The organism is Antiquaquibacter oligotrophicus (assembly GCF_020535405.1).
In the GTDB taxonomy this organism is placed as follows: Bacteria; Actinomycetota; Actinomycetes; order Actinomycetales; family Microbacteriaceae; genus Rhodoglobus; species Rhodoglobus oligotrophicus.
Genome location: NZ_CP085036.1, coordinates 1,834,013 through 1,852,542 on the forward strand (window position 1 = coordinate 1,834,013; position 18,530 = coordinate 1,852,542).

The 18,530-nt window shown below is 64.9% G+C and carries 12 protein-coding genes; 8 read left to right on the forward strand and 4 right to left on the reverse strand.

The annotated features are described in order from the left end of the window. Positions 1-246: 246 nt before the first annotated feature. Positions 247-7,047, forward strand: coding sequence for a PA14 domain-containing protein (locus LH407_RS09100; protein WP_322135012.1), 6,801 nt, complete (start codon positions 247-249; stop codon positions 7,045-7,047). 166 nt (positions 7,048-7,213) lie between these two features. Next, positions 7,214-7,513: a hypothetical protein gene (locus LH407_RS09105; RefSeq protein ID WP_322134305.1), complete on the forward strand. Its 300-nt coding sequence runs from the start codon at positions 7,214-7,216 to the stop codon at positions 7,511-7,513. A gap of 53 nt (positions 7,514-7,566) precedes the next feature. Here the strand turns inward: LH407_RS09105 and LH407_RS09110 are convergent, their stop codons facing one another. After that, a complete protein-coding gene (locus LH407_RS09110) occupies positions 7,567-7,800 on the reverse strand; it encodes a DUF4229 domain-containing protein (protein WP_322134304.1) in 234 nt (77 codons plus the stop codon). A 54-nt stretch (positions 7,801-7,854) separates the two neighbouring features. Here LH407_RS09110 and LH407_RS09115 point away from each other — a divergent pair, with 54 nt between their 5' ends. The 3 genes from LH407_RS09115 to LH407_RS09125 are packed head-to-tail and all read left to right on the forward strand — an operon-like array spanning position 7,855 to position 10,627. Next, positions 7,855-8,184, forward strand: a complete 330-nt coding sequence (locus tag LH407_RS09115; protein WP_322134303.1) for a PLD nuclease N-terminal domain-containing protein — start codon at positions 7,855-7,857, stop codon at positions 8,182-8,184. Beyond that, positions 8,162-9,796: a 2-succinyl-5-enolpyruvyl-6-hydroxy-3-cyclohexene-1-carboxylic-acid synthase gene (menD, locus tag LH407_RS09120; RefSeq protein ID WP_322134302.1), complete on the forward strand. Its 1,635-nt coding sequence runs from the start codon at positions 8,162-8,164 to the stop codon at positions 9,794-9,796. The genes LH407_RS09115 and menD overlap by 23 nt, the downstream gene beginning before the upstream one ends. 9 nt (positions 9,797-9,805) lie before the next feature. Continuing rightward, positions 9,806-10,627, forward strand: a complete 822-nt coding sequence (locus tag LH407_RS09125) for a polyphosphate kinase 2 family protein (protein WP_322134301.1) — start codon at positions 9,806-9,808, stop codon at positions 10,625-10,627. 187 nt (positions 10,628-10,814) lie between these two features. Here LH407_RS09125 and LH407_RS09130 read toward each other — a convergent pair whose 3' ends face one another. After that, on the reverse strand, positions 10,815-12,050 hold the full coding sequence (locus LH407_RS09130; RefSeq protein WP_322134300.1) for an isochorismate synthase: 1,236 nt from the start codon (positions 12,048-12,050) through the stop codon (positions 10,815-10,817). 70 nt (positions 12,051-12,120) lie between these two features. Between LH407_RS09130 and LH407_RS09135 the strand changes: the two genes are divergently transcribed. Genes LH407_RS09135 through LH407_RS09145 form a run of 3 tightly spaced genes read left to right on the forward strand, consistent with a single transcriptional unit; the run spans position 12,121 to position 15,361 of the window. Further along, entirely contained in the window at positions 12,121-12,906 is a 786-nt protein-coding gene (locus tag LH407_RS09135) for a demethylmenaquinone methyltransferase (protein ID WP_322134299.1), read from the forward strand. A 26-nt stretch (positions 12,907-12,932) separates the two neighbouring features. Next, positions 12,933-14,018, forward strand: a complete 1,086-nt coding sequence (locus LH407_RS09140; protein WP_322134298.1) for a polyprenyl synthetase family protein — start codon at positions 12,933-12,935, stop codon at positions 14,016-14,018. Beyond that, on the forward strand, positions 14,015-15,361 hold the full coding sequence (locus LH407_RS09145) for an FAD-dependent oxidoreductase (protein ID WP_322134297.1): 1,347 nt from the start codon (positions 14,015-14,017) through the stop codon (positions 15,359-15,361). Before LH407_RS09140 ends, LH407_RS09145 begins: the two co-directional genes overlap by 4 nt. Before the next feature lie 141 nt (positions 15,362-15,502). Here LH407_RS09145 and LH407_RS09150 read toward each other — a convergent pair whose 3' ends face one another. After that, on the reverse strand, positions 15,503-15,946 hold the full coding sequence (locus LH407_RS09150) for a hypothetical protein (protein ID WP_322134296.1): 444 nt from the start codon (positions 15,944-15,946) through the stop codon (positions 15,503-15,505). A gap of 70 nt (positions 15,947-16,016) precedes the next feature. Next, entirely contained in the window at positions 16,017-18,527 is a 2,511-nt protein-coding gene (locus LH407_RS09155) for a LuxR C-terminal-related transcriptional regulator (RefSeq protein WP_322134295.1), read from the reverse strand. Positions 18,528-18,530 lie beyond the last annotated feature (3 nt).

The following is an 18,530-nucleotide window of genomic DNA, read 5'->3' on the forward strand; positions in this document are numbered from 1 at the left end:
ACTGCGACGGAAGTGGAGCGAGACGAATTCACCACGACGTACGAAGGGGCCGACGGAAGTTATGTGAGCGCGGTGAGCGCGGTTCCGACCAGCGCCGAGGTGGATGGCGAGTGGGTGAACATTGAAACTCACGTTGAGCTGGCTGCTGACGGGACTCGCCAGCAAGACGCGCACCCGCTGAATCCTGAGTTTGGCGCTTTCGCCGACGAGGAAGGTGCTTTCGCCGTTTCTAATGATGACCATCGCGTGGAGTTCACACTCGATGGTGCGGCCTCGAGTCCCTTCTCGAGCGTGACCACCCCGAGGGCTCCTCCCTCCAACGAGGTCACGTACCGAGAGGTGTTCGAGGGCGTGGATCTCACGTACGAAATCGATGACGCAGGTGTGAAAGAAACGCTCGTCCTCAATGAGGCCCCGGAGCGCGGAGAGTCCTCCTGGACCTGGAGTGTCAGTACGGACGGATTGGAGATGCGCGCAGAAACCGACGGGCGCATTGTCTTCGTGGACACGGAAGGTGTTGTCCAATTCCACGTCCCAGCGCCTCTTGTCTGGGATTCGTCTGGCATTGAGGGAGAGCGAGAGCCGGCGTCGGAGAACTTGAGGGCCACGATTTCCGGATCCGGCAGCAGTTGGTCGCTCACCTTGTCAGCCAATGAGGAGTGGCTCGCGTCTGCCGATCGTGAGTACCCAGTCTTTGTGGACCCCACTATCTACAAGTACGACGCGGCGTATTACTCCTACAAGTCGAACGGAGTGACGTCCAACTCCGCGTACATCGGCAACACTCGTGAGAGCAACCAGAACGTCTACTGGCGCACGATTGTGCGATACGACTTTCCAGATCTGGCTGGAAAACAGTTCCTCGGTGGTGCGGCCGAAATCGCCTACGGCGGCAACGGGACGACGGGTACCTATGGAGGGAGTCTCTGGGGAGCGAGCAACTTTTGCTATTCCTGTAATCAAGGTTTGCTCGGCTCGTTCAGTTTGGGGACAAGCTCAGCCGTAGTGTCTGGTACTGCCCTCAACGAGAAGTTCGCCGAGATCGGAAGGACGGGCCTTTCCAGCTACCACCTGATGTGGGTGGGGGACGAAGCGGGCGCATACTCCTTCAAGGAGGTGGCGACCCGGTTGTTCATCGAGTGGAAGGACAAGCCCTCGGTCGTTCACAACACACCATCCAGCGGGGCAGCAACCTCTCCCCATCCCAAGTTCACCGTAACGGGATCGGTGAACTATGACATTCCCCTGTCGTATGCGTTCAAGGTCGAGGAACTTGTCAACGGCTCGTGGGTGGTGGTCCACCAGTCGCCCTGGCAGACGAAGTCGACGCTCCAAGTGAACAACCTCACACCCAACAAGACCCATCGTTGGCAGGCCAGAGTCAAGGACGGTTTGGACGGATACTTGGGCACGTCCACAAAGAGTGCTTGGACTAGCACCTGGACCTTCACGACAAGCCTTCCCGACGTGAGTCCGCCTGAGATCGACGCCTATCCGGATGACGAATCGGTGCTGTCCGACTCGACCCCGAAACTGAGCATCTGGCTCTGGAATCCGCCACAGAGGGCTGACCAGTATCAGTTCCACATTGCGACGGGTTCGGACGGGCTCTCCGGCATGATTGTGCAATCGGGCTGGCTTAACGCACCGCACCCTTCTTCAAGTTCCACGATGACCTGGACACCGCCCGCAGGCTCGCTCGTAAACGGTGGCGTTTACACCTGGGGGGTTTCGTCCCGCAGCGGAAGCGACGTGCGCGATCCCGTCTGGACGAACACTTTCACTGTGGACACTCGTCTGGGGTCCAGCGGACCGTCGCCTTACGACACCGCTGGACCGGTCACCGTCAACATGGCGAACGGCAACGCTAGCTTCTCCTTCAGCTCACCCACGGTCGCGACCGTGGGGGGCGCGATGGGTGTCGCCTTCAACTACAACTCGCAGGAGCAACGGCAGGGGCTTCGGGCAGAGTATTTCGACGCGCTCAATCCGGGTCAATCGGCAACCTCGAACTTTGTGTTCACCGATCAAAATGGTCAACCGCGCGAACCGGTGTTGGTCCGTGACGAGACAGTGATCAACGCTGACTGGAAGTTCGGCTCGCCGGGGCCTGGGGTGAACTCTAACTACTTCCTCGCCCGCTGGACCGGATTCGTTACCGTGCCTACCACTGGGACCTACCGATTCGATGCGGCTCACGATGACGGCGTGCGGATCTGGATCGCGGACGCGAACGGCCAATATCAGTCCATGGTGGATAGGTGGTCTTACGGCACCACCACGCCCACCTTCCCCAACAGTATTCAGCTGACTGCCGGGCAACCACGCAAGATCAAAGTTGAGTACCACGAAGTCACTGCGTCGGCGAGCATCGCGCTCTACATCAAGTACGCGGGCGGCTCGATCTACAAAGTCCCTTCGGACTGGTTGTCTGGATCGCCGCGCATTCTCCCCCAGGGTTGGGGAACGTCCACTCCGATCGCGGGTGCAGCTACGCCGTACGTTCGAGCGTCCGTGACTGAGGGCTCAGTGTCGATCACGCTCGCCGATGGAAGTAACTTGGCCTTCACGAAGAAGTCCGATGGTGGTTACGAGCCACCCTTCGGCAGCAAGGCAATCCTCTCGCTTAGCGCAACGAAACGCGTAACTCTCACCGATGAGAGTGGGACCGTTGTGCAGTTCAACGCGCAGGGAAATGTCACGTCCGTCACTACACTCGCCGACGCGATGAAGCCGGCTACGCCAGAACTCAGTTACGACTCTTCGGGACGGCCCGCGAAGGTAACCGACCCGGTGACTCCTTCGACTGGCCCCGGTAACGGCGGCCAGAAGCGGTCGGTCGATTTCAGCTACTACGGGTCGAGTTCGGTATGCCCGACTGACACCGGGTATACGCCCGCGCCGGGCATGTTGTGCAAGATCACCTACCCAGGCACGACCGAAGTGACCAAACTCCTTTACAACGCCAACGGACAACTCCAGCGAATCGTGGATCCGGGCGGAGCGATCACGGATTTCGCGTACACGGGCAAAAATCAGGTCGCGTCGATCCGAACATCCAGCCTTCACGATTGGCTCGCGCGGCCTGGGTCAGGCGCACGCGACGCCGCGGTAGCTCTGTACTCGATCGCCTACGACGTGGACGGCAGAGTCGTGTCTGTGAAGTCGCCCGCGCCCGATGGAGTGACCGCTGCGGATCGTCCAGAGAAGGTGTACGACTACGACTATTACGAGGGCTTCCTGGCGGGATCCTCGACCATGGATGTCGTCGGGGTCGGGAACCCCGGAACGACGGGGCATAGTCTGACGACACATTTTGATGACTCGTGGCGGATGACGCGGTCGATCAGCGCGCTAGGGCTCACGACGTGGAAGGAATGGGATCACAAGGACTTCCTGCTTTCGAGTACTGACAGCCAAGGCCGGAAGACGACTAACATTTACGACGGCGACGACCGCCTAACCGACACCTATGGTCCTGCGCCGAAGGCGTGTTTCGACGGGGTGACGCGGTTGCCGAAGCCGACGTGCGAGATTGTTCCAGCCCACACGCGTACGGAGTTTGACGACGGGTACAGAGGGCTCCACGTTGCTTGGTTCACCAACAAGGACTTGTTGGGCCAACCGAAGAAGTTCACCCTCGGGCTACCCGGTTCCCACAGCGGCCAGATCGAAAGTGATTGGGGGACGTCGGCGCCGACCTCGGGTATACCTGCGGATGGATGGTCCCTTCGCATGACCGGGCTCGTGCAATTCGAGGGGGCAGAGGAGTATTCCTTCGCAACATGGGCAGACGATGGCACGAGAGTCTGGATCAATGACGAGCTTGTGGTTGAGAACTGGAGAGATCAATCCGGGATGTATTCGTCCACAGTTGTTGGGTACCAGGCCGAGGAGAACGAAATTGCGCGTATCCGGGTCGAGTACTACGACGCAACAGGTACAGCCCAGTTGAGGTTGCGCTGGAAGAAGGGCGCGTCGGGCAGTCTCGTAACTGTGCCTGGTTCGCGCCTGAGCCCCGGATACGACCTCGCCAACAATGTGACGGTGGAGGATTCCGTCCCGATCAACTCAGGACTCGACGACTCCATTGTTCCGGACATCACGACAGCTCTGGACTACGAGCATCCGTGGTTGGGCGCAGTGACGTCATCCACGATCGATCCGGGGGGACTTGCTCTCGAAACGAAGCAAAAGTTCGAGTCGCCGGAGTCGTCGTCGGGTTGGATGCGCCGCACCTCAAGGATGCTTCCCGGGCCTGTCGCCGCCGGGCTCTCCGCGAGTTCGGTGGGGGCGACCAAGTATGAGTACCATCCGGACGGAGGTACCGCATCCAGCTCCCTCGGCCTCAGCCAAACCACGTGTGGGGTGCCGACGAGCACGCGCCAGGCCGGCCTGCTGAAGAAGACGATTGAGCCAAGCCCGACCGGGTCGGTCACGGACGGTCGTACGACTCTCTATCTGTATGACTCATGGGGGCGCGTGGCTGGCACGAAGACCGCGAGCGATCCCTGGGCTTGCACCTATTGGGATGCCCGTGGGCGGATAACGTCGGCGACAATCCCGGCGTATAACGGCGAGCCCGCGAGGACCGTCACGTACACCTACGGGTTCAATGACACGGGTGCCATCAGTACGGTGGCCGACGGCTCCGTTACAGGATCGCCGAATGGTGGCACGATCACGACGCAAACCGATGTCGCCGGACGCACCGTGACCTACACGGACGTATGGGGAACGGTCACCGTTCCCACCTATGAAGAGCACACCGGGTGGGTCGAGGAGGTCACGACGACCCCCGCCAGCGGGGCTGCGGGTACGCAGTTCTTCGAGTACGACGCCGACGGCAAGGTCACGGAGATCCGTCACACGAACACCGCTTTGGGTCTCGACGACACGACGATTGCGACGCCCACATACAGCGCAAGTCAGGTCCTGGCATCCGTCACCTACCTGAATGGCACCTCCTTGACCGATATCGCCCCAAGCCCTTCGGGAGCCGCCGTTTCCATGAAATGGAACTTCCAGGAGATCGGCGAAGTTGTGCACCCGGCCGAGGCGGTCTACGAGTTCGGCTTCGAGTCGGGAACCGACTCGTGGCTGTGGTACCCGTACTCACATTCGGGTAGCGCGACAGCGCATGCGGGTTCTGGGTCGTCGGTTCTTGCTCAGACAGGCAATTACCCCGCTGGCGCCCTTCGCACCTTTACCGATTTGGTCGAGGGCGCTGAGTACACGCTGAGCGGCTGGGCGGCGTCGACTCAGGACGCCACGGTCGAGACGACCCTCACCGTCGCGGCGGATGGGATCAGCAACACGCCGCACGAGTTGGAGCCAGCCGATGGCAGCACCGTCACGTGGGTACCTGTCTCCCACACGTTTACCGCTACGGGTACCAGTCAGCAGGTTTCGTTCAGTGCCTACGACGCGGTGACCAACTCGGCCAACGTGCTCTTGGACGACATTGCGCTTACTCGCTCCTCGTGGGTAGAGGAGGGTGGCGTAGCCGCCGACGCCGACGGCTCCGAGAGCGTCCGGGACCAGGTCGTGCGTTCTCAGTCGGGGCGGATCGTCAAGAACACTCTCACCGATCGCGGCCTGACGGAGACGTCGAACTACCGATTCGACGGCGCAGGACGACTAACCGAAGCCTCGATCCCGGGTCACGTCTTGGGCTACTCGTATGCGGACACCACGGGTTGCACGAACAACTATGCGGGCAGGTCGGGCAACCGCACCGGCTTCACGGATACCGTGGGCGGCGTGGTGGTAACGGATGTTTCCTACTGCTACGACTACGCGGACCGTCTGGTCTCCACCAACCCCGATACTGCACAGCCCGGGGCGAATCCGGTGCTTGGCCAGGCAATGTCCACGACAGCGCCGCTGGCGAACATCGCATACGACTCGCACGGCAACACGACCAAACTGGCGAACCAGACGATGGTTTACGACGCTGCGAACCGTCACATGAAGACGACTGTCATCGACGGTTCTGTCACGACCACGATCACCTATCAGCGTGATGTGACGGGACGCATTGTGTCCCGGACCACTTCGGATGGCACCACAACGTCCACGGTGCAGTATCTGTACTCCTCCAGCGGCCTGTTCGCGGTGAAGTCGGACTCGACGATGCAGTACAGCCTCTCCCTGCCCGGTGGGGTGAACGTTACCGCGACGGGTTCTGCCGAGCAGTCCTGGTCGTACCCGAACGTCCACGGCGACGTCATCCTCACAGCGGACCACAGCGGTCTCCGGATTGGTGCTCGCTTCAAGTTCGACCCCTTCGGTCAGCCCATCGACGCGAACGGCGCCATCGGAACGACGGCAGCGGATGACACGGTGCCCGACAACCTTGAAGGCGACGCCGACCACGCTTGGGTGGGGCAGCACCAAAAGCTATACGAACACGCGGGATCGATCGCTTCGATCGAGATGGGCGTGCGCGTCTACGTCGCCGCGCTTGGCCGATTCTTGTCGGTCGATCCCGTAGAGGGGGGTGTGACCAACGCCTACGACTACCCCGCCGATCCAGTGAATGGGCTTGATCTCACCGGCGAGAAATGCACTAGCCACTGCGTGAAGAAGGTCTCAAAAGCAAAGGGCGCGAAGGAATCGAAGAAGTTGAACCCTGTGTCCACCGCCCCCGTCGGGCCGCAAGACTGGGGGCAGGAATACGGCATCGAAACCACAGATTGGCATTGGGACGAGGATAGCGGGAGATGGAAGCTCTCAATCGAAGTCTTGCGGCCGGACGAGCCGGCGAGCTGGACGGACTGGTCGGCATACGATTCGCAACTCGATGAAATCAGCGTCCCGAAGAATCAATGGGAGGCCATCATCGAAATGTACGGACCTGACATGAACACACGCTCGATGTTCCAGCAGTATCAATGTCATCAAGTAGGTGACTTCACCGGATTTACCGGAGAAACTTGGGATTTGGAGTATTCCCGACCGGACACCCTATGGTGGCCCGTGACCGGATTTTCGCCGCGAGACCGTTTCCCGTACTTTACGATGGGGTGTAGCTGGAGTGGCTAACTTAGATAGCAGTGGCAAGCTCTTGGTTGCGACTGGTGCCGCGGTCGTTCTTGTCCTGGCATATGCGTACCTTGCGATTCCCCTGGATGTCGGGCTTGGGTTCGTCGGCGGGTACGGGGCGATTGGGGCGATTGGTGGCGGCGGTTTACTCCTCCTACCATGGCTCGTGGCGACTGCGTTTCTCGCCTATCTCGCTGCGAGGAGAGTAGATGAGATCCGTTCCTCCGCTCGCACCGTTTGGTACACGATCCTCGTCGTTTCACTAACGCTCATCTGGTCGTACCCCATGGTGATCGCTACGATGTACGGCGCCGTCGACTCGCTCGATGTCGAGTTGTTCGACTACTCACTTGCGCTCGGGGTCGTGTACTGGGCAGCCGTGGTGATTAGTCTCGTAGCCGCGCCGGTGTCGGCACTAAACCTGTTCCTCGCCCGGGCGCAAAGAACGCGCACGTACAAACGTTAGGTACGTCGCTATCGCGGAAAGCTGCCATCAACTGCCCCCCGGAGTTCTCCGCCTTACCGATCCTCCACCGACGCGTCCACGTCGACCGCGGGGGATGCCCGGCGCTCCGCGATGTCGCGGTTCACGGCATCCCGGAGTTTGCCGAAGAAAATGTACGAGACGCAGAAGCCGATGACGGCGGCGAGGATCGCGGCGAGCCACCACTCGATTCCCACGAGCATGAGCACCGCGAGGGCTACTGCGAAGACGCCGACGCGCACGAGTGTGTAGGCGACCCAGGGTTTCACCCTGACAGTGTAGGTGCACAGGATCTGCACGGCCTGCGAGCCTAGAATGAGGCCATGGGACGTTTGCTCGCCGTCGGCATCGCGGCCCTCGTGCTCGACATCTTCGCGATCGTCGATCTTGTGGTCATCGATCGCTCGCGTGTTCGGGCGTTCCCGAAACTGTTCTGGGTGGTCATCATCGTGGCGGTGCCGTTCATCGGCGCCCTGCTGTGGTTCACGGTCGGTCGCGACTGGGGTCGCAAACGCGAGAACCGTGTAGTTGCGCCTGACGACGACCCGAACTTCCTCCGCAGCATCAAGCTCGACGAGGAGCAGCAGGCGCGCATCCGCAAGCTCGAACAAGAGCTCGCCGACCTCGACGATGACCCCGACACCCCCAAGTGAGTCGCCGGCCACCACCTTCAGTGTGGCCCTTCTCCAGGAGTTCGTGCGCCTCGGCGTTCGCGATGTTGTGCTCGGGCCGGGTTCCCGTTCGCAGGCTCTCGCCCTTGCCGCGGCCGAGTTGGAGCGCATCGGCCAACTGCGGCTGAGGGTGCGCATCGATGAGCGCGTCGGCGGTTTCCTCGCGCTCGGTATCGCGGTCGAGAAGAAACGCCCCGTCATCCTCGTGACCACCTCCGGCACTGCGGTCGCCAACCTGCACCCCGCCGTGCTCGAGGCGCACCACTCTGGGGTGCCGCTCATCGTCATCACCGCTGACCGCCCCGACTCGTTGCGCGGCATCGGCTCTAACCAGACCACCGAGCAGCCGGGCATCTTCGGCGGCGCGGTCCGGCGCACGTGGGATGTTGCCGCCCCGAGCGGTAAGCCAGGCGAGACGGATGCCGCGGCCGCCCTAGCCCGTGATGCCCTCGCCGCGGCATCCGGCCCCGTACATCTCAACTTGGCTTTCGCGGAGCCGCTCTCGTCGCCGGTGACGTTTATCGCCCCCGACCTGGAGCCGCTCCCGGAGACCCCGGAACGCGACCCCGAGCACACCCTCACGGTCACTCCAGCCGAGGGAACAATCGTGGTGGCGGGCACCAACTCCGGCCCGCGCGCCGAGGAGGTCGCACGCGAGCTCGGTGCACCCCTCATCGCGGAGGCGGCGAGTGGCGCCCACTTCGGCCCGAACCTCGTCGTGGCGTACCGCGAACTGCTGCACACCGAGTTGGCCGACGCGATCGACCGCGTGATCGTGTTCGGGCATCCGACGCTGAGCCGTGAGGTGCCCGCGCTCATCCAGCGCGACGGTGTGGAGACGATCGTGGTGCGTCACGCCTCAGCCGAGGACTACAACCCGGGTCGCCGGGTGCGCACCTACACCGACGCGCTCGTCGTGGAAGGGGAGCCTGCACCCCGCAGCTGGGCGGGCCGCTGGGTTGCGGCATCCCGCGCCCTCATCGAGGACGTCGACACAGCACCCGACATCGACGCGGACGCCGGCGCGCACGCGAAGGCCGAACTCGCCGCCGTGCGTGCGCCCGTCACACGCCGAAGCCTCGCCGAGGCCGTCTGGCGCGCGACGTGGCCGCACGACCGGCTCGTGCTGGGGGCGTCGCGCCTCATCCGCGAGGTCGACCGCGCCGTGCCCGGCAAACGCATCACCGTGCACGCCAACCGCGGCCTCGCGGGCATCGACGGCACCATCTCCACAGCCCTCGGCATCGCCCTCGCGAGCATCGACCCCGGCACAACACGCGTGCTCGTGGGCGACCTCACCTTCCTCCACGACGTCGGCGCCCTACTGTTCGGCGAGGGCGAGGAACGCCCGCGCATCCAGGTGATCGTCGGCAACGACGGCGGCGGAACCATCTTCGACGGGCTCGAGGTGGCCGACTCGGCTGGCCCCGCGTTCGACCGGGTGCTGTACACACCCCAGCACGCGCCTATCGAGGCGCTCGCCGCGGCGTACGGCTGGGAGTACCGCACGGCGCAGAACAGGGGTGAGCTCGATCAGGCGCTCACGGCATCCGTCGGCCCCACGATCGTGGAGGTTCCGCTGCCGCGCGAGTAGCGTAGGCGAATGGATGCCCTGACCCCCGTCGATGCGGGTTTTGTGCTCGCCGACCTCGACCCGGGCTCGACCCCGGGCATGAGCGACAAGAAGCACGCCGCGCGCGACCTCGACTCGCGCCGCGCCACCCTCGACAAGCTGCAGGAGCGACTCTTCGCCGAAAGCCGTTTCGGCGGGACGCGGAGTGTGTTGCTTGTGCTGCAGGCAATGGATACCGCGGGCAAGGGCGGCATCGTGCGGCACGTGGTCGGCGGCATCGACCCGCAGGGTGTGCACATCCACGCGTTCAAAGCGCCGACGGACGAGGAGAAGGCGCACGACTTCCTGTGGCGCATCCGCAAGCAGCTGCCGCAGCCCGGGTCGATCGGGGTGTTCGACCGCTCGCACTACGAGGATGTGCTGATCCACCGCGTGCGGGGGTTCTCGCCGCCGGAGGTGATCGAGGAGCGGTACGGAATCATCAACAACTTCGAGGCGGAGGTCGCGGCATCCGGCACGACGATCGTCAAGGTGATGCTGCACATCTCGAAGGACGAGCAGAAGAAGCGTCTGCTCGAGCGGCTTGACCGTCCGGACAAACACTGGAAGTTCAATCCGGGCGACATCGACGAGCGCCTGCTGTGGGAGAAATACCAGGAGGCGTACCAGATAGCCATCACGCGAACGTCGACGACGGATGCCCCGTGGTTTGTCGTCCCCGCGAACCACAAGTGGTACGCCCGATGGGCCGTGCAGGGGCTGCTCCTCGATGCGATGACGCGACTCGACCCGCAGTGGCCTGCGGCCGACTACGACGTGGACGCGGAGCGAGCGCGCCTGCTGGCGAGCTGACCGCCAGTGGGCCGCGCGGCACGGTGGTTTCGAGACGCGCCTGCGGCGCTCCTCAACCACCAGGTGAGGCAGATACCGCTGGTTGAGGAGCCCGCGTAGCGGGCGTCTCGAAACCAACCCGCGCGGTGAGGCAGATACCGCTGGTTGAGGAGCCCGCGTAGCGGGCGTCTCGAAACCAGCCCCCCGACTACCCCAGCGCCTCCACGATGGGACGGAACTTAAGGTCGGTCTCCGCGAGTTCCTTCGCCGGGTCGGAGCCTTCCACGATGCCAGCCCCCGCCCACGCGGTCACGGTGCCGTGCTCGTCGATCTGCGCGCACCGCAGCGCGATCGCCCACTCCCCGTCGCCGTGGGCATCCACCCAGCCGACGGGGCCGGCGTAGCGGCCGCGGTCGAGCGGCTCGAGTTCTGCGATGAGCTCGAGTGCGGCATCCGTCGGCGACCCTGCGACCGCTGCGGTCGGGTGCAGTGCCGCAACGAGGTCGAGGGCGGTGCGCCCGCGCTCGAGGGTTCCGGTGACGTCGGTGGCGAGGTGCCAAAGGTTCGGCAGCTTGAGTGTGAACGGCGCGGAGTGCGCAACCTCGATGGTGTGTCGTGCGAGCGATTCGAGCACACCTCGCACAGCGAGTTCGTGCTCTGCGCGGTTCTTGCTGCTGGAGGCGAGCACGGATGCCGCGGCCGCATCGCTCACGTCATCGGCTGCCCGCGCGGCCGTGCCCGCGAGCACTCGGGCGCTCATCGTGCCGCCCTGCACACGCACGAGAGTTTCGGGGCTGGAACCGAGCAACCCGTCCATGGCGAAGGTGAACGTGTCCGGGTAGCGTTCGGCGAGGCGCGTGAGCAGCCAGCGCCGGTCGCTCATCGCCGGGATGCTCCCCACGAGGTCACGCGCGAGCACAACTTTGCGCACACGGTCCTCGGCGATAGCCTCCAGCGCGCGCCGGATGCCCTCCTCGTAGTCGTCTCGGCTGCGTCGTCCGGGTTCCAGCGACGTGAAGGAACCTGGCCCGAGCTGGTCGCGCGGTTCGGGTCCGAGTGGATTGCGGGAGACCTCGAGTCCGCCATCGACTGTGGTCATCCACGACCTGCCGTCGCGGCGCCCGATGATGACGTTGGGGATGGTGAGCCTGCTGGGTTCTGCCGAGCCGTCGGAGAACGCGAAGCTACCGAGTGCCACGAGCCCCGTGCCGGGTAAGCCGACTTCGTCCTCGACGTCGGCGAGCGCACACATCTCGCGCCACCAGCGGCCGAGCTCCGCGATTCGGTTCGCGCCCGTGTGTTGCGCACGCGCCCGGTCGCCGAATCCGACGATGCCGTCGCCGCCGCGCACGAAGACCGCGGGGTGCAGGTGGTGGGTCCACTCGATGAGCGGCCCGGGGTCGTCGATCTCGACGGTGCGCACAGTGAGCACCCGGGTTTCCACAGCTCCAGCGTACCCGCAGACCTTCGCCGCATCTCAGGAGCCTGACGGTCGAACGGCCTAGACTTGACGCGTGGCACGAGCGGATTTGACCAAGCGACCGGATGACGTCGCCAGCATGTTCGACGGGGTCGCCAAGCGTTACGACCGCACCAACACCCTCCTCTCCGGCGGCAACGACATTCTGTGGCGTGTTGCCACCGTTCGCGCGGTCGCTCCAGTCGCAGGCGAGCGCATTCTCGACATCGCCGCGGGCACCGGCTCCAGCTCGGCGGCCCTCGCTCGCAGCGGCGCCCGGGTTGTCGCCGTCGACCTGTCTCCTGGCATGATCGCCGAGGGGCGCAAACGTCACAAGAAGATCGAATTCATCGAGGCGGATGCCCTCTCCCTCCCCTTCGGCGATGACGAGTTCGACGCCGTCACCATCAGCTTCGGGCTCCGCAACATCACCGACCCGAAGGCCGCGCTCGCCGAGATGTACCGTGTGCTGAAGCCCGGCGGTCGCCTCGTGATCTGCGAGTTCTCCCGCCCGCCGGTCGCGATCCTGCGCGCGAGCTACAACGCCTACCTGAAATACGTGCTCCCCGCGGTCGCGGGCCGCGCGAGCTCGAACCCCGAGGCGTACGACTACCTTGCGGAGTCGATCAAGGCGTGGCCAGACCAGGGCGAACTCAGTCAGTGGATCCGCGGCGCCGGCTTCGTACGTGTCGCCTACCGAAACCTGACGGGCGGTGTGGTCGCCCTGCACCGCGGCCGCAAGCCAGCCGATGCCACGGTGCTGGCATCCGTCGCTCGCCGTAAGACGGCGACGCGCCCCATCCCCACCCTGCGGTCGACGACCGCGCCCGAGAAGCAGTAGCTTCACCAGAGAAATCGGTCCAGACAGTGACTCCGAGCGTCCCCCTTGCGCGCCGTAGCAACACCCTGAGCTCGTCGTTGGGTTTGGGGGAGAAGCTTTTCGCCTCCAGCGACGAGCGACGCTTCGCGGCGGAGATCGAGAAAGGCCTCGCGCGCGTCGAGGAGGGCCTGCTCGCTGCGATGCAGTTCGATGACGGCATCGCGGATGTCACGGGCCGCTACCTCATGGAGGCGGGCGGCAAGCGCGTACGCCCCGTGCTGACCCTGCTCACCGCACAGCTCGGTGAGGGCAACAACGACGACGTGATCGTTGCCGCCCAGGCCATCGAGATCACCCACGTTGCCTCCCTGTACCACGACGACGTCATGGACGAGGCGGAGATGCGCCGCGGGGTGCCCACCGCGCAGAACGTGTGGGGCAACTCCGTCGCGATCCTCACGGGTGACCTGCTGTTCGCGCGTGCGAGCAGGCTCGGGGCATCCCTGGGTGAGCGCATCCTCGCGCTGCAGGCGGAGACGTTCGAGCGTCTGTGCCTGGGGCAGCTGCACGAGACCATCGGGGCGCGCGCCGAGGATGACCCCATCGAGCACTACCTGCAGGTGCTGGCCGACAAGACCGGCTCGCTCATCTCGGCGGCCGCTCAAGTGGGTGTGATCTTCTCCAATGCTCCACAGGAGTACCGCGCCGCGGTTGCCGAGTTTGGGGAGCGCATCGGTGTCGCCTTCCAGCTCATCGACGATGTCATCGACCTCACGAGCGAACTCGACGAGTCGGGAAAAACGCCCGGCACCGACCTTCGCGCGGGTGTCGCGACCCTGCCCCTGTTGTACTTGCGTCGGGCGGCGGAGACGGATGCCGAGGCGGCGGCACTGCTGCGTCGCATCGAGATCGACACCACCTCCTTCGCCTCCGAGGAGACCACGGCAGCCAACGACGCCGACCTGGATGCAGCGATCATCGAGCTGCGCACGCACCCCGTCACCCAGCAGACCCTCGACGAGGCCCACCGTTGGGCGCGGTCGGCCATCGACGCACTGTCACCCCTGCCCGACGGGCCCGTCAAGAAGGCCCTCACCAAGTTCGCCGAGACCATCGTGGAAAGAAACGCATGAGCACACTCCGCCTCGCCATCGTCGGCGCAGGACCCGCAGGCATCTACGCGGCAGACATCCTGCTGAAGGCTGAGAAGCAGTTCGACGTCTCCATCGACCTCTTCGAGCAGCTGCCGGCCCCGTACGGTCTCGTGCGGTACGGCGTCGCACCCGACCACCCGCGCATCAAGGGCATCATCACGGCCCTCCGCGATGTGCTCGACACAGGGCAGATCCGCTTGTTCGGCAATGTCTACTACGGTCGTGACATCACGCTTGCCGACCTCAAGCAGCACTACCACGCGGTGATCTTCTCCACCGGTTCGATCAAGGATGCACCGCTGCCGATCCCCGGTATCGAGCTCGACGGTAGCTACGGCGCAGCGGACTTCGTGAGCTGGTACGACGGGCATCCGGACTTCCCGCGCGAGTGGCCGCTCGAGGCGAAGGAGGTCGCCGTCATCGGCAACGGGAACGTTGCCCTCGACGTGGCGCGCATGCTGGCCAAGCACGCGGATGATCTGCTCCCGACCGAGATCCCCGACAACGTGTACCAGGGGTTGAAGTCCTCGCCCGTCACCGACGTTCACGTCTTCGGTCGTCGTGGCCCCATGCAGGTGAAGTTCACCCCCCTCGAGTTGCGCGAGCTCGGCGAGCTCAACGACGTCGACATGGTCGTCTACGAGGAGGACTTCGACTACGACGAGGCTTCCAAACTCGCCATCGAGACCAACAAGCAGATCATGGTCATCGACCGCATTTTCCGTAAGTGGCGGGATGAGCCGCAGACAGGGTCATCCCGTCGGCTGCACCTGCACTTCTATGCCAACCCCGTTGAGGTGCTCGGCACCGACTCAGTTGAGGGTTTCCGTTACGAGCGCACCGAGCCGGACGGCGAGGGCGGCGTTCGCGGTACCGGGGAGTTCCGTGAAGTCCCCGTGCAGTCGCTGTACCGTGCGGTCGGATACTTTGGGTCGCCGCTAGACGGAATCCCGTTCGACAGCAAGCGTGGGGTCATCCCGAACCGCGAAGGCCAGGTGCTCGACGACAACGACGAGCCCGTCAAAGGTGTCTTCGCGACGGGGTGGATCAAGCGCGGACCGGTCGGGCTCATCGGTCACACCAAGAGTGACGCGATGGAGACGATCAAGCACGTGCTCAACAGTCAGGCCGACTGGTGGAGCCCTGCCCACCCCGAGGAGTCGGCGGTCGTCGAGCTGCTGCGTTCGCGTGGTGTCGAGTTCACGAACCTCGACGGATGGCACAACCTCGACGAGCACGAACTCGCCCTCGGCGCAGCCGAGGGTCGCACCCGCATCAAGGTCGTCGACCGCGACGCCATGGTGCGGGTCTCGAACGGGTAATCCGGGGGCGGAGCGCCGACCGACCCTCCGCTGCGTGTCGCGTTCTCGTTGGTGGAGGGCTACCTGCTGGTTGAGGAGCCGCGCAGCGGCGTCTCGAAACCTGCGCCCCCGGAGTACCCCGATGCCGGAGAAGCAACCGCGTTACTGCGGTGCCGGCGTCACGGCCATGTTGAGCACTGTGTTGCCGTCGCCATCTTCACCCCAGCTGTAGGTGACACCCCAGGTTCCATTCGTCAACACGTTCATCTTCATGCCGCCGAGGTCAGCCTGCGACTGCGACTCGTAGCCTGCCGCGAGTAGAGCATCGAGCCCGGCCTGGGCGGCCGCGGCGTCCGCCATCTCAATCGTTGCCGAGTAGGTTCCATCCACACCGAAGGACGCGACAACGGTTCCGGCAGGGGTGGGCACGTCGCTCGGCCAGTCGGCCGGGAGACTCGCACCCGAGCCATCCGAGTTCACGTCAACGTCGACACCTGTCTGCTGTTCTATCGCTCCCTCGACGAGGTTTTCCACGGGATTGCCGAAACAGCCGGTGAGAGTGAAAGTGAGGGCGGCGGCGAGGGTGATTGGTGCGAGAACACGCATGGCTGTGCCTTTCGAGTCGAGGTTCGACACCACGGTACGGGTGTGTGCTCCCTGGCCGCCTGAGTAGAAACTACTCAGGCAAGCGCTCGAGGGCTTCGGCGAGTTCGAGGCGGCCGCGCACACCGAGCTTTCGGTAGGCCCGAGCGAGATGGTTGTCCACGGTACGAATGGAAATGCCCAGTTCGTCGGCGATCTCTTGGCTGCGACGGCGGGATGCCGCGGCCCGCGCGACCTCCCGTTCGCGTTCGGTGAGCTGTTCACCCGAGGCTCTCGTCGGCGCGAGGCTGAACAGGTCGGCGTGGCCGCGTAGCCTCTCTGCGGCGTTCAACCAGCGACGTCGGATCTCGCGCGACGACTCGAGTCGTGCCGCGTCGGTGAAGGCGTCCATGGCGAGCACCGTCATCCCCACGTCGCTCAGCTCCTGTGCAGAAGCAGCGAGCCCGGATGCCTGCGCGGACGCTTGCGCACGTGCGAGCATCGCGAGCACCGACACGAGACGGCTTCCCGTCATCGAGTCGATGGCATCCAGCACTTCGGCGACAATCCTCCCCTCACCGAACCGGCACGCCGTGGCGGCGGTGAGCGATGCGAGTGCCGGATGCCCGGCCTCGATACCCGCCTCGGCGGCCTCTCGGAGCACGGCGGCGGCGAGGGCGCGATCGCCATCAAGGGCGAGGGACCAGGCTCGAGCCTCGGCGGTCTGCAGCAGCACTTTGACATCGCTCGAGTCATGCTGGCCGAGGTCGACGTGTGCGCCGTTCTGCACCTCCGCGGTTGCGTGCAGCGCTGTTGCCGCGCCGAGCAGGCCGGTGAAGTCCCGCCATTCGAGTTCGGTGACGGCCGCCGATGCGAATTGTCGCGCCTCGGACATGCGTCCCGTGTGGAGCGCGATGAGTCCCATCGTGTAGCTCCATAGTCCTGCTGCATCGGTGCGCGGACCGTCTAGACGCGCGCGTGCGAAGGCCTCCGCTTCGAGTAAGCGCCCGTCGAAGACGGTCGCGAGAAAGTCGTTGAGGTCGAGCAGGTCGGATGCCGTGGGTAGTTCGCTGCGGTAGCGCGGCACCAGCGGTCGCGCCGCCGCCGTCGCGGCGCGCGTGGCCGCGGTGTGGCCAAGCATCGAGGCGACCATGGCGCGTCCGATGAGGGCGGCGAGCTCGGCTGGTCCAGGCTCCGGGTCGACGAGTTCCGCTTCGAGAGCCGTTCCCGCCATCGACTTCCATTTGAGGAGATCGGCACTGACGAGCGCTCGTGCGGCGGGCGAGGCGATGCGTTCCAGGGTTCGCGAGACGATGGTCACGGCATCCGAGGCGCGACCGAGGCGAATCGCGAGATGGTGGCCGAGGCGAGCGAGGGCAAGTGCCGTCTCGTCGTCGCCGTCGGCGTCCGCGAGTGCATCCTCAATGCTCGTGAGGGCCGCGTCGTCGCCGAGGGCCGACAGCGCACTGCCGAGGGTGAGCCGAGCGTCGAAGCGGCCCCCCTGCTCGAGAGATAGTCGGGCCAGGCGTGCGGCGAGTACGTGATCCTGAACGACGTGTGCGTAGCTGGCGGCCCAAGCAAGTCTCTCGCCGACGACCGGGAGGCCGTGCCGCAGTCTCAACAGCAGGCCTCGGAATGCAAGCTGCTCGTCTCCGGAGTCGATAAGCAACCCGGATGCCTCGTCCGCGACCCGATTCCGTAGCGCCGGCGACGCATCCGCGAGCAGGACCTCCGCGATGAGCGGATGCACGAGCGACACCTGCTCCCGCCCTGGCGCGCCGGTGAGCTCAACCAAGCCGGTGCCGAGAACGGTGTCGACGTGACTCTCGGCCAACCGAAGCGGGAGGGGTTGGGCTGCGGCGAGAAAGAGGGCCTGCTCGCGTTGGGTGACCCCCAGCCCGGCGAGACGCTCCGCCACGATCGCAGACACGTGACGCGGCAGGCGGGGCGCGTCGACGATGGCGCCCCGGCTGCCCCGCTGAATGGTGTCCTGCTCCTCTGCCGCGAGGGCCAGGGTGCGCAGCATGAGTGGATTGCCTTCGCTCCGCGCGAGCATCCCCCGCACGCTCTCTGGCTCGACCCGAGTGCCGAACCGTTCCTCGAGAACGGCTTCTACCTCGCGCGCTCCGAGCGGGCCGACGGCGACGCGTTCGAGCACATTCTCGTGATCAAGGCGTTGAATCGCACCGGTGAGCGGGTGCTCGTCTCGCGCGGTCAGGATGCTCGGCACCTTGTGAACGCGGATCAGTTGGTACACCGCTGCCGCGGACAATTCGTCGAGGAGGGGGGCGTCGTCGACGAGGAGGAGCGACGGGCCCAGCGCTACCACCGCGCCGACGACATCCCGCAACCGATCACTGAGCTCGGGCGCGAGGTCCGGGGAGGCGAGCACCGGCGCAAACGCGCCGAAAGGAACGTCGCGTAACTCCGCGAGGGCAAGGACCTCGACCACTGTGCCCTCGCGTGCGCTGGCCACAGTGCGGGCGAGCGTCGACTTGCCGATGCCTGTCGGGCCGGTGAGCAGCACCGCACCAAACGGCCTCCGGGAGAGCGCGGCGTCGAGCCGAATCTGTAATTCGACGCGAGGTGCCAGCGGCCACGACATCGC